The sequence below is a fragment of the Pseudomonas sp. NPDC090233 genome (assembly GCF_044772285.1).
Taxonomy (GTDB): domain Bacteria; phylum Pseudomonadota; class Gammaproteobacteria; order Pseudomonadales; family Pseudomonadaceae; genus Aquipseudomonas.
Window position 1 is genome coordinate 813853 of record NZ_JBIVYQ010000001.1, and the last position, 25959, is coordinate 839811.

General features: G+C 61.8%; 26 protein-coding genes, 1 pseudogene and 1 riboswitch. Of the genes and pseudogenes, 16 read left to right on the forward strand and 11 right to left on the reverse strand.

The genetic code is table 11. From position 1 onward, the window contains the following. Positions 1–3: 3 nt before the first annotated feature. Entirely contained in the window at positions 4–1821 is a 1818-nt protein-coding gene (asnB, locus tag ACIQUF_RS03705) for an asparagine synthase (glutamine-hydrolyzing) (RefSeq protein ID WP_403128577.1), read from the forward strand. On the opposite strand, the gene ACIQUF_RS03710 is transcribed toward asnB, so the two are convergent. Next, on the reverse strand, positions 1810–2781 hold the full coding sequence (locus ACIQUF_RS03710; RefSeq protein WP_403128579.1) for a LysR family transcriptional regulator: 972 nt from the start codon (positions 2779–2781) through the stop codon (positions 1810–1812). The genes asnB and ACIQUF_RS03710 overlap by 12 nt on opposite strands. Positions 2782–3053: 272 nt before the next feature. On the opposite strand from ACIQUF_RS03710, the pseudogene ACIQUF_RS03715 reads away from it, so the two are divergent. Together ACIQUF_RS03715 and ACIQUF_RS03720 are read left to right on the forward strand one after the other, a co-directional pair. Next, a pseudogene (locus ACIQUF_RS03715) lies at positions 3054–3674 on the forward strand (SDR family NAD(P)-dependent oxidoreductase); the annotation flags it as partial. Beyond that, a complete protein-coding gene (locus ACIQUF_RS03720) occupies positions 3669–4778 on the forward strand; it encodes an SMP-30/gluconolactonase/LRE family protein (protein WP_403128888.1) in 1110 nt (369 codons plus the stop codon). The pseudogene ACIQUF_RS03715 and the gene ACIQUF_RS03720, both read left to right, overlap by 6 nt. Here the strand turns inward: ACIQUF_RS03720 and ACIQUF_RS03725 are convergent. Genes ACIQUF_RS03725 through ACIQUF_RS03735 form a run of 3 tightly spaced genes read right to left on the reverse strand, consistent with a single transcriptional unit; the run spans position 4768 to position 8959 of the window. Continuing rightward, a complete protein-coding gene (locus ACIQUF_RS03725) occupies positions 4768–5748 on the reverse strand; it encodes a site-specific integrase (protein WP_403128582.1) in 981 nt (326 codons plus the stop codon). The two genes, ACIQUF_RS03720 and ACIQUF_RS03725, sit on opposite strands and share 11 nt — an antisense overlap. 23 nt (positions 5749–5771) lie before the next feature. Next, complete coding sequence (locus tag ACIQUF_RS03730; protein ID WP_403128584.1) at positions 5772–6644, reverse strand: phosphate/phosphite/phosphonate ABC transporter substrate-binding protein; 873 nt, start codon at positions 6642–6644, stop codon at positions 5772–5774. Beyond that, positions 6632–8959 carry an EAL domain-containing protein gene (locus ACIQUF_RS03735; protein WP_403128889.1) on the reverse strand — a complete coding sequence of 776 codons (2328 nt, stop codon included), beginning with the start codon at positions 8957–8959 and terminating at the stop codon, positions 6632–6634. Before ACIQUF_RS03735 ends, ACIQUF_RS03730 begins: the two co-directional genes overlap by 13 nt. A gap of 161 nt (positions 8960–9120) precedes the next feature. Beyond that, positions 9121–9234, forward strand: a riboswitch (TPP riboswitch). Positions 9235–9313: 79 nt separating this feature from the next. On the opposite strand from ACIQUF_RS03735, the gene ACIQUF_RS03740 reads away from it, so the two are divergent. From ACIQUF_RS03740 to ACIQUF_RS03750, 3 genes are all read left to right on the forward strand, one after another. Then, on the forward strand, positions 9314–9961 hold the full coding sequence (locus ACIQUF_RS03740) for a TenA family protein (RefSeq protein WP_403128587.1): 648 nt from the start codon (positions 9314–9316) through the stop codon (positions 9959–9961). A 2-nt stretch (positions 9962–9963) separates the two neighbouring features. Next, entirely contained in the window at positions 9964–10635 is a 672-nt protein-coding gene (gene tenA, locus ACIQUF_RS03745; RefSeq protein ID WP_403128590.1) for a thiaminase II, read from the forward strand. Positions 10636–10810: 175 nt separating this feature from the next. Next, a complete protein-coding gene (locus ACIQUF_RS03750; protein WP_403128593.1) occupies positions 10811–12559 on the forward strand; it encodes a BCCT family transporter in 1749 nt (582 codons plus the stop codon). Here the strand turns inward: ACIQUF_RS03750 and ACIQUF_RS03755 are convergent. Genes ACIQUF_RS03755 through ACIQUF_RS03765 form a run of 3 tightly spaced genes read right to left on the reverse strand, consistent with a single transcriptional unit; the run spans position 12548 to position 15157 of the window. Beyond that, the gene (locus ACIQUF_RS03755; protein ID WP_403128596.1) at positions 12548–13507 is read right to left on the reverse strand and encodes an ornithine cyclodeaminase family protein; all 960 of its coding nucleotides are present in this window, start codon (positions 13505–13507) and stop codon (positions 12548–12550) included. The two genes, ACIQUF_RS03750 and ACIQUF_RS03755, sit on opposite strands and share 12 nt — an antisense overlap. After that, a complete protein-coding gene (locus ACIQUF_RS03760) occupies positions 13504–14481 on the reverse strand; it encodes a threonine/serine dehydratase (protein ID WP_403128600.1) in 978 nt (325 codons plus the stop codon). The genes ACIQUF_RS03755 and ACIQUF_RS03760 overlap by 4 nt, the downstream gene beginning before the upstream one ends. Positions 14482–14539: 58 nt before the next feature. Continuing rightward, on the reverse strand, positions 14540–15157 hold the full coding sequence (locus ACIQUF_RS03765; RefSeq protein ID WP_403128602.1) for a transcriptional regulator: 618 nt from the start codon (positions 15155–15157) through the stop codon (positions 14540–14542). 265 nt (positions 15158–15422) lie between these two features. Here ACIQUF_RS03765 and ACIQUF_RS03770 point away from each other — a divergent pair, with 265 nt between their 5' ends. Further along, positions 15423–16391: a DNA-binding protein gene (locus ACIQUF_RS03770; protein ID WP_403128604.1), complete on the forward strand. Its 969-nt coding sequence runs from the start codon at positions 15423–15425 to the stop codon at positions 16389–16391. Between the two features lie 52 nt (positions 16392–16443). On the opposite strand, the gene ACIQUF_RS03775 is transcribed toward ACIQUF_RS03770, so the two are convergent. Next, a complete protein-coding gene (locus tag ACIQUF_RS03775; RefSeq protein WP_403128606.1) occupies positions 16444–16695 on the reverse strand; it encodes a hypothetical protein in 252 nt (83 codons plus the stop codon). Between the two features lie 13 nt (positions 16696–16708). Further along, the gene (locus ACIQUF_RS03780) at positions 16709–17209 is read right to left on the reverse strand and encodes a DUF4142 domain-containing protein (RefSeq protein ID WP_403128609.1); all 501 of its coding nucleotides are present in this window, start codon (positions 17207–17209) and stop codon (positions 16709–16711) included. A 171-nt stretch (positions 17210–17380) separates the two neighbouring features. Here ACIQUF_RS03780 and ACIQUF_RS03785 point away from each other — a divergent pair, with 171 nt between their 5' ends. Genes ACIQUF_RS03785 through ACIQUF_RS03795 form a run of 3 tightly spaced genes read left to right on the forward strand, consistent with a single transcriptional unit; the run spans position 17381 to position 20022 of the window. After that, entirely contained in the window at positions 17381–17623 is a 243-nt protein-coding gene (locus ACIQUF_RS03785; protein WP_403128611.1) for a hypothetical protein, read from the forward strand. Next, complete coding sequence (gene xth / locus ACIQUF_RS03790; RefSeq protein ID WP_403128614.1) at positions 17620–18414, forward strand: exodeoxyribonuclease III; 795 nt, start codon at positions 17620–17622, stop codon at positions 18412–18414. The genes ACIQUF_RS03785 and xth overlap by 4 nt, the downstream gene beginning before the upstream one ends. Positions 18415–18456: 42 nt before the next feature. Beyond that, on the forward strand, positions 18457–20022 hold the full coding sequence (locus ACIQUF_RS03795; RefSeq protein ID WP_403128617.1) for a diguanylate cyclase: 1566 nt from the start codon (positions 18457–18459) through the stop codon (positions 20020–20022). A 13-nt stretch (positions 20023–20035) separates the two neighbouring features. On the opposite strand, the gene ACIQUF_RS03800 is transcribed toward ACIQUF_RS03795, so the two are convergent. Next, the gene (locus ACIQUF_RS03800) at positions 20036–20542 is read right to left on the reverse strand and encodes a GNAT family N-acetyltransferase (RefSeq protein WP_403128620.1); all 507 of its coding nucleotides are present in this window, start codon (positions 20540–20542) and stop codon (positions 20036–20038) included. A gap of 124 nt (positions 20543–20666) precedes the next feature. Between ACIQUF_RS03800 and ACIQUF_RS03805 the strand changes: the two genes are divergently transcribed. Continuing rightward, complete coding sequence (locus tag ACIQUF_RS03805) at positions 20667–21134, forward strand: sterol desaturase family protein (RefSeq protein WP_403128623.1); 468 nt, start codon at positions 20667–20669, stop codon at positions 21132–21134. Positions 21135–21138: 4 nt separating this feature from the next. Here ACIQUF_RS03805 and ACIQUF_RS03810 read toward each other — a convergent pair whose 3' ends face one another. Further along, positions 21139–22032 carry a bile acid:sodium symporter family protein gene (locus ACIQUF_RS03810; protein WP_403128625.1) on the reverse strand — a complete coding sequence of 298 codons (894 nt, stop codon included), beginning with the start codon at positions 22030–22032 and terminating at the stop codon, positions 21139–21141. 168 nt (positions 22033–22200) lie between these two features. On the opposite strand from ACIQUF_RS03810, the gene ACIQUF_RS03815 reads away from it, so the two are divergent. From ACIQUF_RS03815 to ACIQUF_RS03835, 5 genes are all read left to right on the forward strand, one after another. After that, a complete protein-coding gene (locus ACIQUF_RS03815; protein WP_403128628.1) occupies positions 22201–23082 on the forward strand; it encodes a Dyp-type peroxidase in 882 nt (293 codons plus the stop codon). Positions 23083–23171: 89 nt separating this feature from the next. After that, complete coding sequence (locus ACIQUF_RS03820) at positions 23172–24080, forward strand: aldo/keto reductase (protein WP_403128630.1); 909 nt, start codon at positions 23172–23174, stop codon at positions 24078–24080. Between the two features lie 4 nt (positions 24081–24084). Continuing rightward, a complete protein-coding gene (locus ACIQUF_RS03825; RefSeq protein WP_403128633.1) occupies positions 24085–25392 on the forward strand; it encodes an NTP/NDP exchange transporter in 1308 nt (435 codons plus the stop codon). Positions 25393–25504: 112 nt separating this feature from the next. Next, on the forward strand, positions 25505–25687 hold the full coding sequence (locus ACIQUF_RS03830; protein ID WP_400800801.1) for a general stress protein: 183 nt from the start codon (positions 25505–25507) through the stop codon (positions 25685–25687). Between the two features lie 62 nt (positions 25688–25749). Beyond that, positions 25750–25947, forward strand: a complete 198-nt coding sequence (locus ACIQUF_RS03835; protein WP_403128635.1) for a hypothetical protein — start codon at positions 25750–25752, stop codon at positions 25945–25947. Positions 25948–25959 lie beyond the last annotated feature (12 nt).

The window sequence follows — 25959 nt, forward strand, 5'->3', positions numbered from 1 at the left end:
AGCATGTGCGGAATCACAGGCTGGGTGGACTACACCCGCGACTTGGCCCAGGCCACCCCGGCCCTCGGCGCCATGACCGATACCCTGGCCCTGCGCGGGCCAGACGCCAGCGGCAGCTGGCAGCACCGTAATGCCCTGTTGGGCCACCGGCGGCTGGCGATCATCGACCTCAGCGGCGGCGTGCAGCCGATGACCTTCCGTTGTGCCAGCGGCGAGGAGATCGCGCTGATCTACACCGGTGAGGTCTACAACCACAACGCGCTGCGCGAGCAGCTGCAGAAGGCGGGGCACCAGTTCCATACCCGCAGTGACACCGAAGTGGTGCTGCATGCCTATCTGGAATGGGGCGAGCAGTGCTGCGAGCACTTGAGCGGCATGTTTGCCTTCGCCGTCTTCGACGGGCGCGACGGCCACTTCCTGCTGGTACGTGACCGCCTTGGGGTCAAGCCGCTGTACTACGCCCGCCACCAGCAAGGCCTGCTGTTCGGGTCGGAAATCAAAGCGATCCTGGCGCACCCGGAGTTCGCCAGCGCACTGGATGTGGTTGGCCTGGTGGATGCCCTGAGCCTGTCTCGCGGCACCGTACGGACGGCCTTGCGCGGGGTTGACGAACTCCCGCCTGGGCATCGACTGTCCTGGCGCCCGAATGGGCAACCAAAACTTAGCCGTTACTGGCAGATACAGCGGCGCGAGCATCAGGACGACCTGCCCACTACCGTGGCGCGCACCCGTGAGCTACTGGGCCAGGCGCTGGGCGAACAGCTGTATGCCGATGTGCCGGTTTGCTCGCTGCTTTCTGGCGGGCTGGATTCGACCATCCTCACCGCCATGGCGCAGCAGCAGGGCACGGTCAATTCGTTCTCGGTCGACTTCGTCGGCCAGGCCGAACAGTTCCAGAGCGACGAATTTCGCCCGGAGCGCGACCAGCCTTACGCCCTGGCGGCTGCCGAGTACATCGGCAGCCATCACCAGACCATCCTCATCGACAACCGCGAGCTGGTCGGCGACCTTGCGCGCAGGGCGGTGTACCGAGCCAATGACTCGGCGGCCACGTTCGGTGATGTGGACACTTCGCTGTACCTGCTGTTCAAGGCCATCCGCGAGCACTCCACCGTGGCTATCTCCGGCGAGGCGGCGGACGAGGTGTTTGGTGGCTATGCCTGGTTCCGTGATCCACAGGCCATTGCCGCGCCGCGCTTCCCGTGGCTGTCGCGCATGCAATTGCTGCAGCCCGAGCTGGTCAACCCCGAGTTCAATCGCCTGTGCAACTTTGCCGATTACCAGGACAGCTGCTACTACCAGGCGCTAGACAGCGTCGAGCATCTGCTGGGAGACAGCCCGCAAGAGCGGCGCATGCGCGAGCTCTGCCACATGCACCTGCAGCGCTGGCTGCCGATCCTGCTCGACCGCAAGGACCGCCTGAGCATGGCTGCCAGCCTGGAGGTACGGGTGCCGTTCACCGACCACGAACTGGTCGAGTACGTGTACAACGTGCCGTGGGCAATCAAGGGCAAGGACGGTCAGGAAAAGTGGCTGCTCAAGCAAGCCTGCGCCGACCTCCTGCCACCGGCAGTGCTGCAGCGGCGCAAGAGCCCTTACCCGACGTCGGCCAACCTGGCCTACGAACGGTTTCTGCGCGAGCGCATCAGGCGATTGCTGGCCGAGTCGGGCAGCCCGGTGTTCCAGGTCATCGACCGCGGTCGCCTGGCCGCCGAGCTGCATCAACCCGAGGGCTTTTTCAATTCGCAGCTGCGACGCAACAACCTGGAAACCGCCCTGGCGCTCGATACCTGGCTGCGTGAATACCGCTTAACGGTGTAATTCGCGTTTGTCGCTGCCATCCAGAATCACCGGGTTCTGGATGGTGTCGGCAAAGCGCTTGGGCGCGCCCAGGTCGAGCATGGAAATGAAACTGCCCAGGGCGGGAGAGGCGTTCTGCAGGTTCCAGTTCATGTACAGGCCCATGGTTGGCGTGGGCTGATCCTTGATCGGTCGGATCGGGCGGAACTGCACGCGGTCGCGCAGCGTCGAGTAGGCGATCGATTCTGGTACCAGCGCGACGCCGAAGCCACAGGCGACCAGGCCAATCAAGGTATGGATCTGCGCCGCTTCCTGGACCACCTTGGGATAGAAACCGGCCGATTCGCACAGGGCGATCAGCTGGCTGTGGTAACCACTGCCCAGTGCTTGCGGGGTGAAGACGAAGTCCTCTTCGGCGAAATCACGCAGGTCGACCACCGCCTGATGGGCTTTGGCGTGGCTGCTGGGCAGCGCCATGACGATCTGTTCGTTGAGCAGCAGCCGTGATTCGATGGTGTCCGGCGGCATCGGTAACTTGCGCATGAAACCGATGTCCGCTTCACCGGCCATCAAAGCCTTGGCTTGGGATGCCGAGGGCATCTCGCGGATCGTCAGCCGCACGTTCGGGTAGATTTCGCGAAATTTCTTCAGGGTATTGAGCAGCGACTCGTAGTAGGCGATGGAAATCGCAGTGATGGTCAGCTTGCCGCAGATGCCTTCGGAGACGTTGCGTGCGTACTCGATGCCTTGTTCCAGCTCCTTGAGCGTGCGGTAGGCGGTTTCCAGGAACGCCATGCCGGCGGCGGTCAGCTTGACGCCGCGCTTGTTGCGCAGGAACAGGCTGAAGCCCAGCTTCTCTTCGAGTCGGTTGATCGCTTGGCTCAGGGGCGGCTGCGCCATGTGCAGGCGGATGGCTGCCTTGTGAAAGTGCAGCTCCTCGGCCACGGCAATGAACTGCCTGAGCAAACGTGTCTCGATCATGCTTACGTTCCTTCATCGAGTCGAACGGGCGCCAGGAAGGCGTTCTCCGCCGGCCGACCCTGCAAGGCGGCCATCATAGTGCGTGGCTTCGCAGCGACAAAGCCTGTGCTGCGATCATGTTTTTGCAGGACATCACTCGGGGGCTGGGGCACGTCGATGGGCGGCAGGTCTCAGGTGATATCTCCGAGATATCAAAGTTGCATGCTTTTAATATTAAGTCATTGATTTTTTTATTGTTATCGTAAAAAAAGGAGATTCGGAAGGGGGCTTCAATGCCGACCACAGACCCATTCAAAGATAAAGTTGCCATCGTCACCGGCGCGGCTCAGGGCCTGGGCCTGGATTACGCCATGGCGCTGGCGGCACGTGGTGCGCGGCTAGTCATCAGTGATCTGGGGACCGATCGCTCGGGCGAAGGGCATGACCCGGATGCGGTCAGCGAAGCCCTCATGGCCTTGAAGGCCAAGGGTTATGCAGTGGTCGCCCATGTCGGCCAGCTGGAAAACGAAGAAGAATGTCGCCAACTGGTGGAGCTGGCCATCGCACATTTCGGTGCGCTGGATATCCTGATCCATAACGCCGGTTGGGTCGACTACCAGGGCATCGAGACCCAGGAACAGGCGTTTCTTGAGCGCGCCCTGGGTATCAGCGTGCATGCCCCGGTGTGGCTCGCCAAGCATGCCTGGAAACACCTCAAGGCTTCCTCCGCCCCGCGCATCGTCCTGACCACCTCGGACCGTGCGATGTATCAGCGTTACGCCCAGCCGGGCCTGGTCGCCTATTCGGCCGGCAAGATGGCCCAGGTAGGCATCATGAACGCGCTCAGCATGGAAGGGCTGGAGCATGGCATTCTGGTCAACGCGATTTCGCCGGTGGCCAAGACCCGCATGTGGGGAGTGACCCAGCCCCCTGAAGAACTCAAACCCGAATGGGTAACACCGGGCGTGCTGTACCTGGCCAGCGCGCTGTGCCGGGATACCGGTTACATCCTGCGTGCCAGCAATGGCCAATTCACCGCCACGCGTTTCAGCGAGAACAGCGGGGTCAGCTACCCCCGCGATCTGGCGCGGGTGGAGGCATCCAGCCTGGCTGAAGTGGCCGAGCGTTGGAGCCGCATCAAGGAATGTCACTACGTGCCAATCAAGGTCGCCAATATCCGTGCCGACCTGGGCGAAAGCCCGGTGTGGGACGCGCACACGGGCGCGTTGTATTTCGTCGATATCACTGGCGGGCGCATTCACCGGTTGCTGCCTGATGGCGAGGTAGAGAACCTGTATGAATCAGCGGCGCGAATCGGTGCCCTGGCCCTGACCGACCAGGGCAACCTGATCTTCACCGAGGACGCCAGCGTGGCCCTGCTCGATGTCGGGCCAGGCAAGGTGCGGCAGTACTCGGTGCCCGTGCACCACCGTTCGAGCTACCGTTTCAACGACGGCGCCTGCGACCCGAAAGGCCGCTTCGTCAGCGGGCTGATGGACGAAGGCCCGAGCGGCAATACCGGCGCCTTGTTCCGCTTCGATGGCGAGTTGCACGATGAGGTGATCCACGACGGTTTGTCCTTGCCCAACGGCATCGCCTGGTCGGAAGATGGCCAGACCGTGTTCTTCGTCGATTCCGTTGCCCGCTCGATCTATCGCGCCGAGTACTTGGCAGAAGGGCGCCTGGACCAGGTCAGCCTGTTCGCCGAAACGCCTGCCGAGCTGGGACGCCCGGACGGGATTGCGCTGGACCGTGAAGGTGGGCTGTGGGTCTGCCAGTTCAATGGCAGCTGCCTGCTGCGTTATGACCGCGACGGGCATCTGACCGACCAGGTGGTGATGCCGGTGCCACGTCCGACCAGTTGTTGTTTCGGCGGGGATGGCTTGGGTACGCTGTTCATCACCACGGCGCGCGTGGGCATGTCGCCGACAGAACTGCGGCACTACCCGGATGCCGGCGATGTGTATGCGATTCGCCCGGAAGTAGGCGGCATCGAACGGTTCGCCTTCAAGGAATAAGCGCTTGCACCTGGCGGGCTGGTAGCACGGCCAGCTCGCCAAAGCGCTGCGCGGCGTCGATGTAGCGAAGCGCCGACTTGGCGTCCTTCCAGCCCACGTAGCTCATCAGCGACTTCAATTCCCAGCCGTTGGCCGTGGCCCAGGTGGCAAAGCCGCGGCGCAGGGAGTGGCCGGTGTACAGCGCTGCAGGTACGCCAGCGCGTTCGAGCATGCGCCGCAACAGGCCGACCAGGCTGTTGCTGTTGAGCGGCGTATCACTCAGATTGCCCCAGCGGTCAAGCTTGCGAAACACCGGGCCGTGGGCGATGCCGGCCACTTCCAGCCATTGCAGGTAGGCCGTGACCGGGCACAGAGCCTTGAGCGCGGGAGTGCGATGTTGCACACCGAGCGCTTCCCGGTCGCCCTTGCTGCGCGGCAGGAACAAGGTGATGCCGACACCCGCTTCGGCCTGGATATGTTCGATACGCAGACGCGCCAATTCATCGCCGCGAAACCCCCGCCAGAAACCGATAAGCAACAACGCGGTGTCGCGCCGAGCGCGGCGCAGAGCCGCCAGGTCCTGGTGCTCGCGGGCCTGACTGGCTTCTTCTTCGAAATGCTCGACAGCCGTTTGCAGGTGCTGCAACAACAGGGGCGCAGCCTGTCTCGGCGGTGTCGGGTGCAAGGTGCGGATGCCCCGTAACACCTGGCGCACCAGGGGCGCCTTGGTCGGGTCGGGAAAGCCCTGGCTGATGTGCCATTGGCTCAAGGCTGCAAGGCGTTGGCGCAGCGTGCTGACCGCGTGCTGTTCGGCATGATCGGCCAGGTAGCGGGCGATGCTGTCGGCAGTGGCGGGCAGGAACCCGCCCCAATGGGCCTCGAAGTGCTCGATGGCGGTCTGGTAGCTGCGCCGGGTGTTGTCGCGGGTGGCGGCGCGGACGTAGCGCTCGATGTCGGTCATGGTCGGCGGGATGATGATTGTTGCCGACACGATATAGCTTATTGGCGACTCTGTCAGTGCGGCACCGCGACATCCATCAGTTGCCGCAACGGTTCGTACTCGGCCCGGCTCACTGGCACCAGCCCGCTGGCATCCTGCGAGGCGACGAACGCCGCGAGGGCTCCAGGGTCTTCCAGCATCGCCTTGCGAATGCGCTCTTTAAGCGCCGGACACAGGCTGGCACTGAACACATATGGGTCGTAGTAGATTGGCTTTGAACGCCACTGCACCTTGAGAGAGCTGGGTGCCATCGCGTGTCGAGCCAGGTAGGCATCGGCGCGTTCGCTGGCGACGAAGGCCGCATCGACACGACCGTCCAGCAGCGCTTGCAGCGCGTTGTCATGGTTGCCGGCATACACCAGCGAGGCGAAGAACTTTGGCAATGGCGCGCCCACCTGGGCCGCGAACTCCACACTGGGTACCAGGCCGCCCGAGGTGCTGGCCGGGTCGCTAAGGGCCAGGCGCTTGCCACGCAGCGTGTCGATGCCGTCAGGGCTGTTGGCACGGGTCAACAATAGCGCCTGGTAATGGTTACCGGCTGCGGTGAAAGGCCCGGCACTCAGGGTGAAGGTGGCAAAGGGTTCGATCCTCGGGTCCCGACGCTGGGCAAGGACGTAAGAGGCGGGGCCGAGCCGGGCGATGTCGGCACCGCCGGAGACGATGGCATCGACCACGCTTTCGTAAGAGGTGGCGATCATCAGTTCCACCGGCACCCCGACGGCGTGGCTCAGGCGCTGCAGCAACGCCTGATGATCACTGACCATCGCTTCGCTGCTTTTGATCGGAATCACTGCCAGGCGCAGACTGCGTGGCGTGCAGTCGGCCAGGGCGGCGGTTGCGAGTAGATTGGCCAGCAATAGACCGGCCAGGGTTTTCAGAGCACGCATGGTTTCTCTTCCAGGCCGTTGAAGGGCGGGTACTCGCGCAATTGCGCTGGCGACAGCGGCCGGCTGAAGTGATAACCCTGGGCGATGTCGCAGCCGGCAATTTTCAGGCACACCACCTGTTCACGGGTCTCGACGCCTTCAGCAACGACCTCCAGGCCCAGGCGCTTGGCGAGGATAATGGTCGAGGAAACGATCGGGCTGTCATCGTAACTGTTGGACAACGGGGCGATCAGCGAGCGGTCGATCTTCAGCTTGCTCAGGGGCAGCGACTGCAAGTGCGCGAAGCCGGCATAGCCGCGCCCGAAATCGTCCAGGCTGATGCCAAGCCCAGCGGCACGCAGGCGGTGCAGATGGTCGACCGCAGTACCTTCGGGGTCGAGAATGGTGGTCTCGGTGATTTCCAGCTCCAGTCGTTCTGGGGCAATCCCGTACAGCTGCAACTTGGCCAGCAGGCGAGTGCTGAAGTCGGCTTGGCGCAACTGCAGCGCCGAGACATTCACTGCCAGTCGGGTTTCGCGGCCCTGTGCGTCCCAGCGTGCCAGCTCTTCGCAGGCCAGACGCAACACTTCCCAACCCAGTTCGATGATGAAACCGCTGCGTTCTGCCAGGCCGATGAAACGGTCCGGGTAGAGCAGGCCGAACTCTGGATGATCCCAGCGCACCAGTGCTTCGTAGCCCAGCACCTGGTGAGTGTCGAGGCGAATCTGAGGCTGGTAATGCAACACGAACTGGCGCTCGGCCAGGGCGCTGCCGAAGGCCTGTTCGAGGGTGAAGGCCTGGATGTCGGCAAGGTTGAGCGACGGGTCGAAGAAGCGGTATTGGGCGCGCCCGGCCTGCTTGGCCGAATACATGGCGGCATCGGCGCAGCGGATCAGGCTGTCGATATCCTGGCCGTCGCGCGGGCAGATGCTGACGCCGACGCTGGGGCTGGTGTTGACCTCCTGGCCGTCCAGGGCATAGGTGGCCGAGAGCTTCTGCACCAGGTTGTGCACCCAGCTGTTGATCTGCGCTTCACTGCGCTCGCCCGCCAGCAGCACGACGAATTCGTCGCCCCCAAAGCGTGAAGCCTCGTCGCCCGGTTCGAGCAGGCGCTGAATACGCCCAGCCACGGCCTGCAGCAGCAGATCGCCGATCTTGTGCCCAAGCGAATCGTTGATCGACTTGAAGCGGTCCATGTCGATGAACAGGATCGCCATCAGCCGGCGTTTGCCACGTTGGCGTGTCAGTGCCTGACCTGCCACCTCGACGAACTGGCGGCGGTTGTGCAGGCCGCTGAGGTGGTCGGTGGCGGCGGCGTGGCTGCTGCGCCGGTGTTCGTCCTCCAGGCGCACGATCAACTGCTGATTGACCTGCTGCGCGTGCTCCAGGGCGCTGAAAGCCTCCTGGCGCTTGCCTAACAGACGCAGGGTCCAGGCCAGGCTGACGAGGATCATCAGGGTCATGCTCAGGTTCAGCCAGAACTGGCGAGAATAGGCCAGGGCCGTGGGGGCGAGAATCTCGTCATAGCGTTGGCTGACGATGATGCTGAAGCCGCGCTCGTCGATGCGCCGGTAGAGGCTCTGGAAGGGGTTGCCGGCGGCGTACTGGACCAGTAGCCCGGACTCGCTGCCCGGCGTCGGCAGGCCAGGCTCGAATTCATCACCGGCCACGACCACGCCACTGGTGTCGATACGCAGGCGTTCCTGGCCGTCATCCTGTAACAGGCGCATCAACCCGGTAGTGCCCAGGTCGATGTGCTGGAACAGCACGGCGAGGTAGCCGATATCGAGTTGTACCACGAGGATGTTGTCGATTTCGCGGCCGGGCAGGTTGGTCAACGGCAAGAGGAAGGGCAGGCGCCAGTTCGGCATGGCGGTCGGTGTAAGCGTTGGGGTGATGCGAGGCAGGAACGGTTTGAAACCGTAATGGGCGACATGCAGTTTGAGCTGCTGCAGCCAGTCCTCCGGCAGCTCTGGGGCTTCATCGCCATGGCTTGCCGACAGCAGCCGCCCGTTCCGGTCATAAAGGCTCATGCGTTTGAATACCGGGTCTTCGGCCAGCAGCCGTGCCAGGCTCAGGTTGCCCTGGCGCAGCACTTTCATGTCGTCCTGGGTAACCCGGCCTACGGCCTGGGCGCGGTCGACCAACTGTCGCAGGCTTTCGCCGACGATGCTTGCGAGGTTCAGGTGTTCGGCGGCCTTCGCCGACAGTGCATCCTGGCGCGCGGCTCCCTTCTGAGTAAAGTGCAGCCCCCAGAGGAACGTCAGGGTGGCTGCGCAGAGCACCAGTATCAACAGGCGTAACAGGCCTGCAGACGAGAGAAAACGGCGTATCACAGCTGGCATTCCCGACCCTGGGTGATGGTCGAAAAATACGACAGGCAGATGACAGGTTCATGACTGGTGGCTAAATGCCTTTATTTTTCCGAGCCGCAGCGTGCAGGGCCATTTGTGGGGGGCTACCTCGTGACAAACGCTGTTCAGCTGCTGTATACCTGCACCCCACCAAGGGGAGTCCGGCAACGGGCTGAGAGACCGCTGGCATCGCAGCGCGGTGACCCTTAGAACCTGATCCGGATCATGCCGGCGAAGGGATGGGACTGCCGACCTGCCTTTTTGCCGGCCTCATTGCGAGGCCGCTTCATGCCCCAACATAACGGTCTCGCTGTCACCCCAATGGAGGGCAGCATCATGACCGAACGCTTCACCGAAACCCTGCGCCAACAGAACCAACCGACCTGGTCGGCTGCCGTCGGCCACCGCTTCGTCTCCGAGCTCTGCGACGGCAGCGTGGCGGACCCGATCATGGTCCGCTACCTGGTCCAGGACCATCGTTTTCTCGACAGCTTCCTGACCTTGTTGGGCGCCGCCATCGCCACTGCCGACACCTTCGAGGCTCGGCTGCGGTTCGGCCGCTTCGCCGGGATGATTTCCAGCGATGAAAACACCTATTTCCTGCGCGCCTTCGAGGCACTGGACGTAAGTCCAGAGCAGCGTATGGGACCTGAGGACACGCTGCCCACAGCGGGCTTCAAGGCGATCATGCGCGAGGCGGCGGCCACCCGCTCCTATGCAGCTGCGCTGGCGGTATTGAACGTAGCGGAGGGTCTGTACCTGGACTGGGCGACGCGGGCCGCCAAACCGCTGCCGGCCAATTTCGTGCACGCAGAGTGGATTACCCTGCACGACAACCCGGCGTTTGCCGAATTTGTCGCCTTCCTGCAATCCGAACTCGACCGGGTAGGGCCGCAGGAAGCAGAACTGAGCCGCGATTTCTATGCGCGTACCGTGGCCCTGGAGCTGGCCTTCTTCGACGCCATCTACGACGAGGAGGCTTGAGCATGGATATCTTCGAGCGCCTGAAGGCCGCCACCGCCGCGCAGTGGTCCAGCTATGTGGACCACGACTTCGTCCGGCAGATGGGTGAGGGCACCCTGAGCGAGGAAGCCTTCCGGACCTACCTGGTGCAGGACTACCTGTTCCTCATCCAGTTCGCCCGCGCCTGGGCGCTGGCTGCCTATAAGAGCCGCCTGCCAGCCGACATCCGCGCTGCCCAGGCCGGCCTGGCGGCGATCCTTGACGAGACCGAACTGCACCTGCGCCTGTGCGCTCGTTGGGGGCTGACGCAGGCCGATATCGAGGCGGCGCCGGAGCATCAGGCCACGGTCGCCTACACCCGCTATGTACTCGATTGCGGCGCTGCGGGCGATCTGCTGGAACTGCATGTGGCGTTAGCGCCGTGCGTGATCGGCTACGCCGAAATTGGCCGCACGCTGGCGGAGCGGATCGGTGATCTGAGCAATCACCCGTACCGGGAATGGATAGGCGAGTATGCCGGTGAAGGCTACCAGGGCGTTGCCGCGGCAGCACGCAAGCACCTGGATGAACTGGCCGCGCGGAGCATGACCGAGCAGCGGTTCGTTGAGCTGGCAGCAGTCTTTGGCCAGGCCTCGCGGTTGGAAGCCGACTTTTGGCAAATGGGGTTTGAGGGCGTGGTAACGCCTGCCAGGTAGATACGTGACCGACAGGTCGCGCATTGGATGTAGCAGGACGGTCCTGGAATAGGGGTCGTCGTTTCGGGCACTGGATAATCAAACGGCCTCTCTTGGGCCGTCCCCGGTTTTTGAGTAGGCATCGCTAGCAATTACAACTACAAAAGCCTGCAGCAAAACCGAAAAGGGCCCATTGATGGCAACGCAAGAGAACGTTGAAACACCGGCGCTCGGCGTCACCGACCCGACCAAGACTGCCGAGGCCCGGCAGGACCGCCACCGCGAAGGCAAGCTCGATTGGGCGGTGTTCGGCATTACCAGCCTGCTGGCAATCGTCTTCATCCTCTGGGGTCTCGTCAATCAGGCGGGCCTCGCAGCCAGTGCTTCAACGGCTCAGTCCTGGGTCATCGTCAACTTCGGCTGGTTCTTCGTGCTGACCTCGACCGTGTTCGTGATTTTCGTGCTGTGGCTGGCGGCCAGCCGCTACGGCAGAATTCCGCTGGGGCGTGACGGCGAAGCGCCGGAATTTCGCACGGTGTCCTGGGTCGCCATGATGTTCAGCGCCGGCATGGGCATTGGCCTGATGTTCTTCGGCGTCGCCGAGCCGCTGTCGCATTTCGTCAGCCCGCCACCGGGGAGTGCCGCGGCGCAATCCGATGAAGCCCTGCAGGTGGCGATGGCGACCACGTTGTTTCATTGGTCGATGCACCCTTGGGCGATGTACGCCATCGTCGGTTTGGCGATTGCCTACGGCACCTTTCGCCGCGGCCGCTCACAACTGATCTCCACCGCGTTCCGGCCGTTGATCGGCAAGCATGCCAACGGCCCTGTCGGCCGGGTGATCGACATGATGGCGATCTTCGCCACCCTGTTCGGCTCGGCGGCGTCGCTGGGGCTCGGCGCGCTGCAGATTGCTGGCGGCCTGGAATACAACGGCTGGATCGAACAGCCGGGCAAGCTGTTCTACATCGCCCTCATCACCTTGCTGACCATCGCCTTCGTCGCGTCGGCCGTGTCTGGCATTGGCAAAGGCATCCAGTGGCTGTCCAACACCAACATGGTGCTGGCACTGGCGCTGGCGTTATTCGTCTTTCTGGTTGGCCCTACGCTGTTGATGCTCAATCTGCTGCCCACGTCGATCGGCGTCTATATAAAGCTGCTGCCTGAAATGATGGCGCGCACCAGCGCCAGTGGCGGCGATGCCATGGACAGCTGGCTGGCCAGCTGGACAGTGTTCTATTGGGCCTGGTGGATTTCCTGGACGCCCTTTGTCGGCATGTTCATCGCTCGCATCAGCCGCGGGCGCAGCATCCGCCAGTTCGTCAGTGGCGTGCTGCTGGTGCCGAGCCTGGTCAGCCTGGTGTGGTTCAGCATTTTCGGCGGTGCCGGCATCGACGCCCTGCGCGAGGGCAGCTTCGTGCTGATCGACGGGGCGGTGAACAGCAATCACACCCTGTATCAACTGCTCGACAGCTACCCGCTGGCATCGGCGACTTCCGTGCTGGTGATGATCCTGGTGGCGATCTTCTTCGTCTCCGGGGCCGATGCAGCATCGCTGGTGATGGGCACTTTGTCCCAGCACGGCACCGCAAAACCCGCGCGTGCCACGGTTATTTTCTGGGGTGCACTGACCGGCACGGTTGCCGCCATCATGCTGGCCATCGGCGACCCAGGTAACCCAGGCCAGGCGCTGACGGGCCTACAGAACCTGACGATCGTCGTGGCGCTGCCTTTTGTGCTGGTGATGGTGTTGCTGTGTTTGGCGCTGTATCGCGACCTGCGCAAAGACCCGATGATGCTGCGCCACCTGCGCGGCAGCGAGCTGATCGAAAAGGCCGTGCTGTACGGCGCGGTCAAGCACGGCGAGGAGTTTTACATCGTGGTGCAGGAGAAAAAAGCGTCGGTTAAGCCTGCAGCGGCGCAGGTTGAACTGTCACAGGGTTGATTGACTGTTGAGTGAGGCGAGCACACAGCCTGAAATCTGTGCGTCCTGGACAGCCACCCCCGTTAGGTCGACCAGCGTGATCTGCTCGTCGTCGTCCCGACCGGGTACGCGGCCTTCGAGCAGGGCACCCAGCTCAGTCAACTGCTGCTCGCCGATCAAGCCAGCGTTCAGCGCATGGGAAACTTCGCCGTACTGGCTGCTTTGGTTGAGCGCGTCGACGATGATGCGATCAGCCCGTGCGACCAGCGCCGGGTCAAGCTCCTGCTTACCCGGTGCGTCGGTACCTACTGCGGTGATATGGGTGCCCGGTTGCACCCATTCGCTGAGTAACAGCGGCTCACGCGATGGCGTTGCGCAGACGATCAAGTTCGCATTGCGCGCAACCACTTCAGCATCGCGCGTGACCTCGACTTCAAAGCCGAGACCGCTGGCGAACGTTTTATAGGCTGCAAGCTGGAAGTCACTGCGCCCCCAAGCGATCACCTTGCGGCAAGGAGTGACGGCAGCCAACTGCTCCAACTGCATCCGCGCCTGTGTGCCGGTGCCCAGCATGCCGATGGCTTTGACGTTTGCCGGGGCCAGAATGCGGGCAGCAATGCGCCCGGCCAGCGCAGTGCGGATGCACGTCAGCCAGCCTTCATCCTGAAGTAGGGCGATGGGTTGCCCAGTGGTCGCCGATACCACCATCATCAGGCCGTCATTGCTTGGCAGGCCTTTGCCGGGATTGTCGTAGAAGCCGGTTGATATTTTTACCGTGAAGGTGTCACTGCCCGCGACGTGTGCAGACTTGATGCAGCAGTCGCCGTTGGCCTGGGGGAATGTGAACGCCTGAGTCGGCGGAACCTGGACTTTGCCGTTGGAGAAGGCAATGAAACCTTCCTCAAGACGTCGCACTGCGAGGTCAGTGTCGAGCAGGCCAATGATCTGCTCTTTGGTGAAGATCTTCATTTGACCGCCTCAAGGAATTTTTCGAGCACGATGTTGCGCCCGCAGATGACCACTGCAACGCGTTTGCCACGGTAGTCTTCAGCCAGCTTCTTCATACCGGCTACGGCCACACCCGCCGCGCCCTCGATGATCCAGCGCTCACCGCTGGCGACATCGCCCATCGCAGCCTTGATCTCTGCTTCGCTGACCAGCACGGTGCGGGTCACCAGCGCTTGGCAAAGCGGGAAGGTGATGCAGCCGGGTTCGACTCCGCCGGCTGTGCCATCGGAGATCGTGTCGTCTTCCTCCATTTCAATGATTTCCCCGGCTTCCAGTGAGCGCTGCAGCGTTGGGGCGTTCGCCGGCCAGCAGCCGATGATCTCGATGCCGGGGTTTTGCGCGCGCAATGCCGCGCCGATGCCCGAGATCATGCCACCGCCACCCACTGCAACGAACACTGCGTCCAGGTCCGGGGCTTGCTCGAACAACTCCATGCCGATGGTGCCCTGGCCGGCGATGACCTCTGGGTCGTTGTAGGGCGAGACAAAGGGTTTGCCCTGGATCTCAGCTTGCCGTGCAGCTTCCAACTCGACGCCCAGTGGGTCCAGGTCAAGACTGATCACTTCGGCACTGAGTGCACGAATAGCACCGAGCTTGTAGGCAGACGCTGAAGTGGTGGTGTAAACGGTGACCGGCACCCCCATCACCTGGCCGGCAAGCGCCAGCGCTTGGCCATGATTGCCGGAAGAGGCGGTAATGACGCCCAACCTGCGTTGTTCGGCTGGCAACAGGCGAATCTTGTTACTGGCCCCGCGAAATTTGAACGAGCCCGTGTGTTGCAGGTGCTCGCATTTCAGGTACACGCTGCACCCGGTTGTCGCCGAAAGCCCAGCGCTATAAGTAAGCGGGGTGACACTCACCTCGGGGCGCAGTGCCTGGTGGGCTTCGGCGATCGCTTGATACAGGGAAGATAGGGATTGGGCATCGACAACCATGACAATTCAAGTCCGCATGTGGATTGTTCGTCCACAATAGACTCAATGTCTCTAGCGATCAAGACGTGGACGGATCGCGAAGTTCCTTCAGGTATTTGTATACCGTCGCACGCCCCATGCTCAGCACATTGGCCACATAGTCGGCGCCGCTGCGGCCCGTGAAGGCACCTTCGGCATGCAGTGCCTCCACCAGTGCGCGCTTCTCTTTCATGCTCAGGGTTCGCAGTGACAGGCTGCGTTCCTTGAGCCAGGCGTGAAGAAAGGTGTTGATGCGCTCCTGCCAGTCATCCTTGAACAACGCATCGGGCTGCGGCACCAGGCGGCTGATTTGGAAGAACGCATCCAGCGCTTCGCGCGCCTGCTCCAGTACCGAGAAGTTCAGGTTGATGCACAGCAGGTGCTCGGCCTCACCGTGCGAGTTGTACAGCACGGTGGTAATCGAACGGATCTTCTGACCATCCCAGTTGAGCTTTTCGTAAGGGCCGAGCTTGGCGGCGTTGCGAAAGTCGCCCAGCTCCAGGTCCAGCGCCGAGTCGTCGCCAATCTTGCGCTTGGAGAAATTGTTGGCGATGTGAATCACGGTCTGGCTCTGCACCTCGTGAACGATGACTTCAGCGTGAGGGAAGAGCAGCAGCGCAATGCTATCGGCGATTGCCTTGTAATTTTCGATGATCATCTTGAGCCAGGGTTAGTTACGTAGCCATTTTGTCCATGGTGGACTCAACTGCTACCTGACTTCAAGGCGACCGCAACATCGCTTTCAGCGCCTTTCGTACTGCCCCTTCCGCTACAGCTTTCTTGAAATCGGCTTTTTAAGACATCTCATGCGATAAGCCGTGATTATTACACCTTAGAAACGGCTTGTAGGGCGCGGTGTAAAAAGACAAAATCCATACGTAATTACATAGTACGTAACACAACACGAAATCGTAGGAGCAAACATGGCCCGGGGCGGTATCAACAAGGCGGTAGTCCAGCAGGCAAGGCAGGTGCTGATCGCCCGGGGCGAGTACCCCAGCATCGACGCGGTACGTATCGAATTGGGCAACACGGGCTCAAAGACCACGATCCATCGCTATCTCAAAGAGCTCGAGGAGCAGAAGCCCGCCGCGCTGCAGGGCACGCCTGCGCTCAGCGATACGCTGGCCAAGCTCGTGGTGCAGTTGGCCGAGCAACTGCAGGAAGAGGCGGATTCTTGCGTCGAGCGGGCCGAAGCTGCACTCAACGAACATCGCGCACAGCTCCAGGCACAACTGCAAGTGGCCCAGCAGGCACTGGCCGCTGCGCATCAGCAACAGCAGATACAGGCCGCTGCGCTGGCTGCAGAATCGGAGCGACTCAACGCCACCCAGAGCACACTGCAAGCCGAGCAGCTGCGAGGGGCCAGCCTCAATCAGGCGCTTGGTGAGCTTCAGTTGCGCCTAACCGACAAGGATGAACAGATTCGCTCATTGGAAGAAAAGCACCGCCACGCTCGCGATGCCCTGGAACATTACCGCAGCGCCAGCCGCGAACAGCGCGAACAGGAGCTGCGTCGCCATGAGGCGCAGGTGCAACAGCTACAGGTCGAGTTGCGCCAGCTGCAGCAGGGGATGGTCGTCAAGCAGGATGAGCTGACCCGCCTGCACCGGGATAATGAGCGACTGCTCGGGGAGCATCGCCAGGCGAGCAGCGAACGCAAGGCGCTCGATGAGTTGCTGGAGCAGCGCGACACGCAGATTCAAGGCCTGCGTACCATCCTGGCGCAGGCACAAGGAGCCAGCGATGAGATGCGTCGGCAGTTGCAATCGCAAGGTCAGGCGCTAGAGGACAAGCGCGCGCTATGCGCGGAGCAGGGCAGGCAACTACAGTTTCTTGAAGATCAATTACAAAATCGCGATAAGGCCACAAACGCCCAGGCGGCCCCATGATACAGAGCACGCCACGCTCCCGCGTCAGGCGACTGCGGGAGCGGTGCCGTGTTTAGCTATCTATCTTCTTTGCTGCCTCTACACCTGATGCGGACAGCTTGATGGGATAACTGACGCTTAGTGGCTGATCGCCTTCGACCGTCACGCTGCCGTCCTGAATCAATCCGTGGTCTTGCAGGGTAACAAGCACATCAGCGACAGCCTTTTCACCGCGATAGTTGTCCAGTACTTCCTTGCCCAACCCGTGCGGGTGCGCATGCAAGAGCCGGGTGAGAATTTCGCTACGCAATGTATCGTCAGTCATGAGTCTCCTCCGGCTATTTGCCATGCTTGGTCTGAAGTGCCTTGGCCTGCTCCAGATGATGTTCCAAGGTAGGCAGGGTTTCGCTGGCGAAGGCTTTCAGCTCGGCCTTGTCGGACGATGCGGCCTCTTTCTTGAACAGTTCCACGGCTTTTTCGTGGGCGTCGACCTGGTTGTTGACATAGGATTTGTCGAACGACTCTTCGCGCCATTCGAGGATCATCTTCTTGACCTTGTCGGTCAGCGCGGCTTCATCAGGCACGCTGATATCCAGCTTGCGCGCGATGTCGCCGAGTTTCTGGTTGGCTTTGGTATGATCGGTCACCATCTGTTGGGCGAAAGCCTTGATCTCGGCGTTCTGGCTTTTTTCCATTGCCAGGTTGCCGGTGACGACTTCGGCGATGCCGGCCTCCGTGGCGGCATCGACGAAATCATCGGAGGATGCGGCCATTGCCTGCAGCGATGCCATGCCGAGAATCAGCGACAAACCTGCACGCTTGATGAACAGATTGCTCATGTCTCACTCCTTGCTTTCGGTGGCGCGACCTCAGTGTCGCGTACGGTTGAACCGTGCCCAGGCCAATAGGTTTAATTTTTTTGCCTGCGGGCCGACCACTGCGGCAACGGGGTTGAACGTTGCCAGGGGTCGACGCTCACACATTCAAAGGTTGCCGCGAAGGGGCTGAAGATGAGCATTGAACGCAGTATTCCCGAGCTTGAGGCCTGGTATGCGCAGTACGACGATGACAGCTACCGTCGACAGTCGCCGGATGCTTACCATCACGAACTGGTGCGCACGGCAGAAGCGCTGCGCGATGACGGCGCCATCGACTGGGATGACTGGCTGGCACTGAAGGCCTTGGCGGATGAAGCCCATGTCGGTGCCCTGCAAGACGCGGTACAGGCCCACGTGGAAGACCCGGACGCATGAAAGCGCTACGCATCGCCACGTTCAATATCAATGGCATCCGTAGCCGTCTGCCTGGTCTTTTGGCTTGGCTGGAAAGGGAAAAGCCCGATATAGCCTGCCTGCAGGAACTCAAGGCGGCCGACGCGCAGTTCCCTGGTGAAGCGATCGAGTCTGCGGGGTATGGCTACCTGCACCATGGACAGCCATCCTGGAATGGGGTGGCGATCCTGGCGCGCGACAGCCAGCCGCTCGAGGTGCGGCGGGGAATGCCGGGCATGGAGGACGACAGCCAGAGCCGCTATCTGGAGGCAGCGGTGCACGGTGTGTTGGTCGGCTGCCTGTACCTGCCGAACGGCAACCCGCAGCCCGGGCCGAAGTTCGACTACAAGCTGCGCTGGTTCGAATGCCTGAATGCCCATGCGCGAGAACTGCAGAGCAACGGTCATCCCACGGTGCTGGCGGGTGACTTCAACGTGGTGCCGACCGATTTCGACATCTATGACCCTAAGTCCTGGCTCAAGGATGCGCTGTTACAGCCCGAGTCACGCAAGTGCTATCAGTCCTTGCTCGATCAGGGATGGACGGATGCCATTCGCCGCCTTTATCCAGAAGATCGCATCTACACCTTCTGGGACTATTTCCGCAACCATTGGGCCCGCAACGCCGGGCTACGCATCGACCATCTGCTGCTCAACCCGGCGCTTGCGCCGTATCTCAAGGCCGGGGGCGTGGACGCCTGGGTGCGCAACGAACCCAAAGCCAGCGATCACGCGCCAACCTGGATCGAACTGGGTACGCGCAAGCGGCGCTGAACTATAGTGAAAGGCGGCAAACGCTTGAGGGCAAGGACTTCCATGGGTGCGGCCAGGAAACAGGATGAAGACGGGCTGTTCGCGGTAACCAGCGAAGGGCGGGCTTTGGCGTTGTTTCGCCTGGTACTGACCTTCATGGCAGTAGTGATGCTGACCTTCGTGATGATCGAAGGCTGGCGCATCTGGCGCGACTACCGGCACGCTTTCAGCAACGCCGAAAACATGGTCAGCAATCTGGCCAGGGCGACCGCCCAGCACGCTGAAGATGCCATCCGCCAGGTGGATGCCATTACCGCCGCGTTGGCCGAGCGTCTGGAAGGTGATGGCTTTGACCACCTCGACCGGCCGCGCCTGCACGCCCTGTTGGCGCAACAAAAAGCAATCATGCCGCAGTTGCATGGGTTGTTCGTGTACGCGCCGGATGGCAGCTGGATCGTCACCGATCAGGCCGCTATCCCTGCAAACGCCAACAATGGCGACCGTGACTATTTCGTCTTCCACCGCACCCATACCGACCGCGCAGTGCGAATTGGCTCAGTGGTGCGCAGCCGCTCCACTGGTGACCTGATCATTCCCATCTCGCGCAGGCTGGATAACCCAGATGGCAGTTTTGCCGGTGTATTGCTGGGGACCATCAAAGTTGACTGGTTCGTGCGTTACTACGGCGACTTCAAAATTGATGAACGGGGCGCGCTGGTACTGGCCAAGCGCGACGGCACCATTCTGGTTCGTCGCCCATTCGTCGAGCAGGTGATAGGCCGTAGCCTGGCCAACAGCGAGATTTTCCGCAAACACCTGCCTTACGCCAGCGAAGGTGTGGCCGAGGCGGTGGCAGTGGTTGACGGCACGCCACGCTTGTATGGCTATCGCGCGTTGGCGAGCTATCCACTGGTGGTAGAGGCTGGGCTGTCGCGGGAGTCGATCATCGCGCCTTGGCGCCACGACATGATCAAGTCGGCCGCAGTGATGCTGTTGCTATTGGCGGGGTTAGGCGCATTCGGCTGGGTCGTGTTGCGCCAACTGCGTGAACGAATTGCCATCGAACGGGCGCTGCACCGGGCGCATCAAACGCTCAAGTCACTCGCCTTGACCGACAGCCTGACTGGCCTGGGCAACCGCCGCAGGCTCGATGCAGTGTTCGAAGCCGAAATCCGACGAGCACGGCGTCAGGGCTATGCGCTAGCCGTGGTGATGCTCGACCTGGACTACTTCAAGCTCTACAACGACCGTTACGGCCACCCCGCAGGCGACCAATGCCTGCGCCGCTTCGCCGAACTGTTGCAGCAGGCGTTGAAGCGTCCGGCGGATCTCGCGGTGCGTTATGGCGGCGAGGAATTCACCGTGCTGCTGCCCAATACCGATGTGCAAGGTGCGGTGCTGGTGGTCGAGGAGATACTGCAGTTGCTGCGCCGGCAGATGCTTGAACATACCGCCAGCCCACTGGGCCGTGTTTCCGCGAGCGCGGGAATTGCCGTTGGCCACCCGGCTATTGATTCATGTAACCAGGAGAGCTTGATGGCCGCAGCTGATGGGGCATTGTACAAAGCTAAGCGGCAGGGCAGAGATAGTTATACCGTCGCTGGCGGGATGGCGATGAGTCTGGGCTGAGGCAGTTGCCGGGTTATGCAAGCAGCAAACGCATTGCACATCTGTCTTGCAAGCCATGATCGTTTTCCGTCGCCAAGAGGTCGCGTAATCGAGGGCTTAGTGCGCACTGGGCAATCACCTCGAACCCGTATCGCGAATAAAACGGCGCGTTCCATGGCACATTGGAAAAGGTTGTCAACGTCAGTTCGTGCATCTTCAGACGTCGCGCCTCGCTGGCCGCCTGATCCAACAGCTGTCGACCTATGCCTTGGCCCTGCACCTCTCGCCGCACGGACAGTTCCTGCACGTGCATCACCGGTTCTTCTATGCTTGCGCAAATAAAGCCCAACAAGTGCCCGTCAGCGCTTTCGGCTACCCAGCTACTTCCTGCGGCGATGAAGGAGCGATGTTTCGTTGGGTCCAGCACTTCACCCTCGGCCAACCAAGCCATGCCAGGCAACTGAGCGAACGCGCCCGCGGCCGACCGCTCGATGGCCGCTAGACTGGGTACATCGTTAAGGCGAGTTGGGCGTATCAACACTGAGCGCTCCTTGAAAGCGCGCCATTATCAACCGGTTCGCCTGCAGCCGGTCAATGCCGCGTGGAAAAAATAGCCGGTACTCGGTACCCTTGCGCGACTCTTTGCCATCTTCCGGACACGTTGCATGTTGCTCAATCTCTTCGTGCTGATCGGCACCTTGGTGGCCATGGAAGGGGTCGGCACGCTGGCGCACAAATACATCATGCATGGCTGGGGCTGGTGGCTTCACCGCTCGCACCACGAACCCCACCTGGGCATGCTCGAAACCAACGACCTGTACCTGCTGGCCCTTGGCCTGATCGCTGCCGGGCTGGTGGCGCTGGGCAAAGCCGGCCATGCGCCATTGCAGTGGGTGGGCGGCGGTGTCGCGGCGTATGGGGTGCTGTATGTGTTGGCCCACGACGGTTTCTTTCACCGGCACTGGCCGCGAAAACCACGCCCCCTCAATCGCTACCTCAAACGCCTGCATCGCGCGCACCGGCTGCACCATGCGATCAAGGGCCGTACCGGCAGCGTGTCGTTCGGCTTCTTTTATGCACCACCGCTGAACGTGCTCAAGCGCCAGCTGCAGGCCCGGCGCAACCGCCGCTAGCGCCTCAATTCACCATGTTGCTTTCTGGCGCAACCGCTGACTGCCCTCGGCTGACCCACCAGCCAAACGCTGCCGCCGTGAAGAACATGATCAGACTGTAAAGCGCAGCGGGCACGGCCATGGTCGCGTTGTTCAGTAAAGACGGGCTCAACGCCAGGGCGATCGCCAGGGTGCCGTTGTGGATACCGATTTCCATGCCGATGGCGATGGCCTGGCGCTTGGGGATGCTCAACAGCCGCGGCACCCAGTAGCCGACCGCCAGGCTGATCACGTTGAACAGCAACGCCGCCAAACCCACCACCGGGGCGTACGCAACGACTGTTTGCCAGTCCTTGGCCAGGGCTAGCACGATGGTGAATGCCAGGAACAGCGCGGCCACCAGCTTCATGGGCTTTTCCATGCGTGAGGCAAAGGCGGGCGCCCAGCGGCGAATCAGCATACCCAGAGCGACCGGCAGCAGGACAATGGCGAACACTTGCATGACCTTGGCGAATTGCAGCGGGATTGCCTGATCAGATTCCATGAACCACGCCAGCGACAGGTTCACCAGCAGCGGCATGGTCAGGATCGCGATCAACGAGTTGACTGCGGTCAGGGTGATGTTCAACGCCACATCGCCGTGGGCGAGGTGGCTGAACAGGTTGGCGGTGGTCCCGCCTGGCGAAGCCGCCAGCAGCATCAGGCCAACGGCTAGCGCCGATTCCAGGCCAAAGCCATTGGCAATCAGGAAGCACACCAGCGGCAGCAGCAGTATCTGGCAGACCAGACCGACCACTACCGGTTTGGGGTACTTCACCACACGGGCGAAGTCGGCCAAGGTCAACGACAGGCCCAGGCCGAGCATGATGATGCCCAGGGCCAAAGGTAGGAAAGCGGTCAGCAAGGGCGAGGCGGTCATTGGCGGTCACTCGGACGGGGGATCCAAGCAGTCTAGGCCGGGCCTGAACGATAGCTAATTGCAATGCGCCAGTACTTGGTAACCTTTTGTTACCGGAGCAGCCTTGCCGCGTTGCGACTGAAGGCATCGCGCAGTAGCATTCGCGCTTTTGCCGAGGATTCGCCTGTCATGCCGTTCCAGCAAGGTCTGCTTGCCACTCCGGTGCCGGCCCACGCCCGCCACCTGTTTTTCACCCTGCACTCGCCTGAGGCACTGCCAGCAGCGCTGGATATTCTGCTGCCGCAGGTCGATGGCCAGCACCTGATCGCCGGCATCGGCGCGCCTCTGGCAAAGGCCCTGGGCCGTGAAGTCCCGGGCCTGCGTGCCTTCCCGCAGCTGGATGCAGCGGTAGAGAACCCCAGTACCCAGCACGCGCTGTGGCTGTGGCTGCGCGGCAATGAGCGTGGCGATTTGCTGTTGCAGGCACAGGCACTGGAAAACGCCCTGGCGCCCGCGCTGCGCCTGGCCGACAGCGTCGACGGCTTTTTGCACCGCGGCGGGCATGACCTGACCGGCTACGAGGATGGCACTGAAAACCCAGTCGACCAAGATGCCATCGAGGCGGCGATCGTTGCCACGCAGCAGCCTGGATTGGCGGGCTCCAGTTTTGCTGCTTTCCAACTGTGGAAGCACGATCTTGAATACTTCAAATCGCTGCCGCAAGCCGATCAGGACAACATCATCGGCCGTCGTCTGAGCGATAACGAAGAGCTGGACGACGCCCCGGCATCGGCCCACGTCAAGCGCACCGCCCAGGAAAGCTTTGAGCCTGAGGCTTTCATGGTACGCCGCTCGGTGGCCTGGGCCGACAGCCGTGGCGTAGGCCTGGCGTTCGTTGCCCTTGGCCACAGCTTTGATGCTTTTGAAGTGCAGTTACGGCGTATGAGTGGCCTTGAAGACGGCATCATCGATGGCCTGTACCGCTTCAGTCGCCCGCTGTCGGGCGGATATTACTGGTGTCCGCCGATGAGCGAGACAGGCCTTGACCTCAGCTTGCTGCTGCAAGCCTAGTCACTAAACATCCAGATACAGAATCAGCGACCTGCGCGCGATAGAGCGGCTAGCCTTGAAAGTTTCCGACTTATGACGGGAGCCTTTCCATGTATGCACGTCGCGATGTCCTACGCGCCGGGGCGGCTTTAGGCCTGCTCGCCACCGCCCCTTGGCTGCGCGCTGCTCCCTCCAGTGGCCTGTTGACCCGCAAAATACCGTCCACGGGCGAGGCTTTGCCGGTTATTGGCGCCGGCACTTCTGGCAGCTTCGAAGTCCAGGCCGGCTCGGCCGAGTACCAGCAGCTCAAGGTGGTACTCAAGGCGTTTTTCGACGGTGGTGGCAAGGTCATCGACACCTCGCCGAATTATGGCGGTGCCGACAGCATTCTCGGCCAGCTGCTGGAGGAGGGCGGTTGGCACCGGCAGTGCTTCATTGCCACCAAGATCGCCGCCGACAGTCGCGCCGATGCCGAAGCGCAATGGGCCGGTACCCTTGAAAGCCTGCGAACCGACAAGGTCGACCTGCTGCAGATCCACAACCTGCGCGATTGGCAGACGCAATTGCCCTACGCCCGCGAGCTCAAGCAACAGGGCAAGACCCGCTACGTCGGTATCACCCACTATTTGAACAGCGGCCAGGACGAAGTCGCACGTATCGTGCGCAGCGAGCCGCTGGACTTCATCCAGATCAATTATTCGGTCAATGCGCCACAAGCGGCACGTGAACTGCTACCTCTGTGCCAGGACAAAGGCGTTGCCGTGCTGATCAATCGCGCATTCGACGACGGGCGCCTGTTTGCCAAGGTCAAGGATCAGCCCCTTCCACCTTGGGCAGCGGAGGCAGGAATTGGTAGTTGGGCACAACTGTTCCTCAAATTTGCCATCAGCCACCCAGCCGTAACCACGGTCATCCCTGCCACCGGCCGCCCCGAGCGCCAGCTCGACCAGCTCAAGGCCGGACAGGAGCCTTTGCTGACGCAGGCGCAGCAACAGACGCTGATACAGCAGTTCTCCTGACGTCATGATCAACTGGCGCAGAGGGCTGAACGTCCAACCGGGAGAAGGGCCGGCTGTGGTCGCCGGGTTGGCGCTGTTCTACCTGCTGTTCACTGGCTACTTCATGCTGCGGCCGGTACGCGAAACCATGGGCGTGGCAGGCGGCGTGGAAAACCTGCAATGGCTGTTCACTGGTACGTTCATCGCCACCTTGGTGTGCCTGCCGTTGTTCGGTTGGCTGGCGTCAAGGGTGCGCCGGCGGCAGATTCTGCCCTGGACCTATGGGTTCTTCGCCAGCAACCTGCTGGTGTTCGCCGCGCTGTTTGCCCGCGACCCCGACAATCTATGGAACGCACGTGCCTTCTACATTTGGTTGTCGGTGTTCAACCTGCTGACCATATCCCTCGCCTGGAGCGTACTGACCGACCTGTTTTCCACCGAACAAGGCAAGCGCCTGTTCGGACTGCTCGCGGCAGGGGCCAGCCTGGGCGGCCTGAGCGGGCCGATCCTCGGCACACTGCTGGTCGCACCGCTGGGCCATGCTGGCCTTGTGGTGCTGGCAGGATTGTTCCTGATGGGCAGCATTGGCGCGGCGGCTTACCTTCAGCGCTGGCGTGATCGCCATCCGCTGCCGGCCCACAGCGACCATCCAGCCTCCAAACCCCTGGGCGGCAATCCATTTGCAGGCGCAACTGCGGTGATGCGTTCACCGTATCTGCTGGGGATCGCCCTGTTCGTGGTGCTGCTCGCCAGCGTCAGCACGTTCCTCTACTTCGAGCAGGCGCGGATCGTCAGCGAGACCTTTACCGATCGCACCCGCCAGACCCAGGTATTCGGCTTGATCGACAGCGTGGTACAGGGCCTGGCCATTCTTACCCAGGTGTTCATCACCGGCCGCCTGGCCAGACGTATGGGCGTAGGGGTGCTGCTGGTGGTAGTGCCGCTGGTAATGGCGGCAGGCTTCCTGTGGTTGGCCTTGGCGCCGGTGTTCGCCGTGTTCGTGGTGGTGATGGTGGTGCGCCGCGCTGGCGAGTACGCCCTTGTGCGCCCGGGGCGCGAGATGCTGTTTACTGTGCTGCCAGCTGAAGATAAGTACAAAGCCAAGAACTTCATCGATACGGTGGTTTACCGCGGCGGCGATGCGGTCAGCGGATGGGTCAAGCGCGGGCTCGATGTGTTGGGCGAGCATCCGCAGCTGGCCATGATCATAGGCGCAGCAATCGCTTTGGGCTGGGGACTGACCGGGGCCTGGCTGGGAGGCCGGCAGCGGCAACTGGACAGTGAAAGCACAACATCCGCTAGCGCACCAAATACTCCACCGCCGCTTATTTAATGCCACCGGTCCGAACCCATCGCAATAAAGCGAATCCTTGGATATCGCGGAACTCCGACACTATGTACGGCGTTTTCGCCGTGCATCCCGAAGTCATATGAGGTTTCGCACCATGGACAAGAAAGATAAGGGCAGTGCCGGCAGCCAGGCAGGTCATGGCAGCCAGGGCGGTTCGAAAAATCCTGGTAACTTCGCCAATGACCGCGAGAAGGCATCCGAAGCCGGTCGCAAAGGGGGCCAACAGTCCGGTGGTGGCCACACCAACGACACCAGCCGCAAAGGCGGGCGCTCGTAAGTGACGCAGCGCAGTGTCGGGGCAACCTGGCACTGCGATTCACCCCGGCACGAGGATTTCCCATGCGTTTGATTCCATTGTTCGCCTTACTCGGCAGCCTGACCCTTGTCGGCGGCTGCTTCGATCGTGACAGCGACCATCCGGCCAAGGATGCTGATCAGAGCAAGCCCTCGTTGCAGATGCAGCAGAACACCGAAAAACCTGCACCACAACCTGCACCTGGCCCTGAGCCGATGCCGCGCGAAGGCCAGAGTCAGTAAGCAGACGAGGAG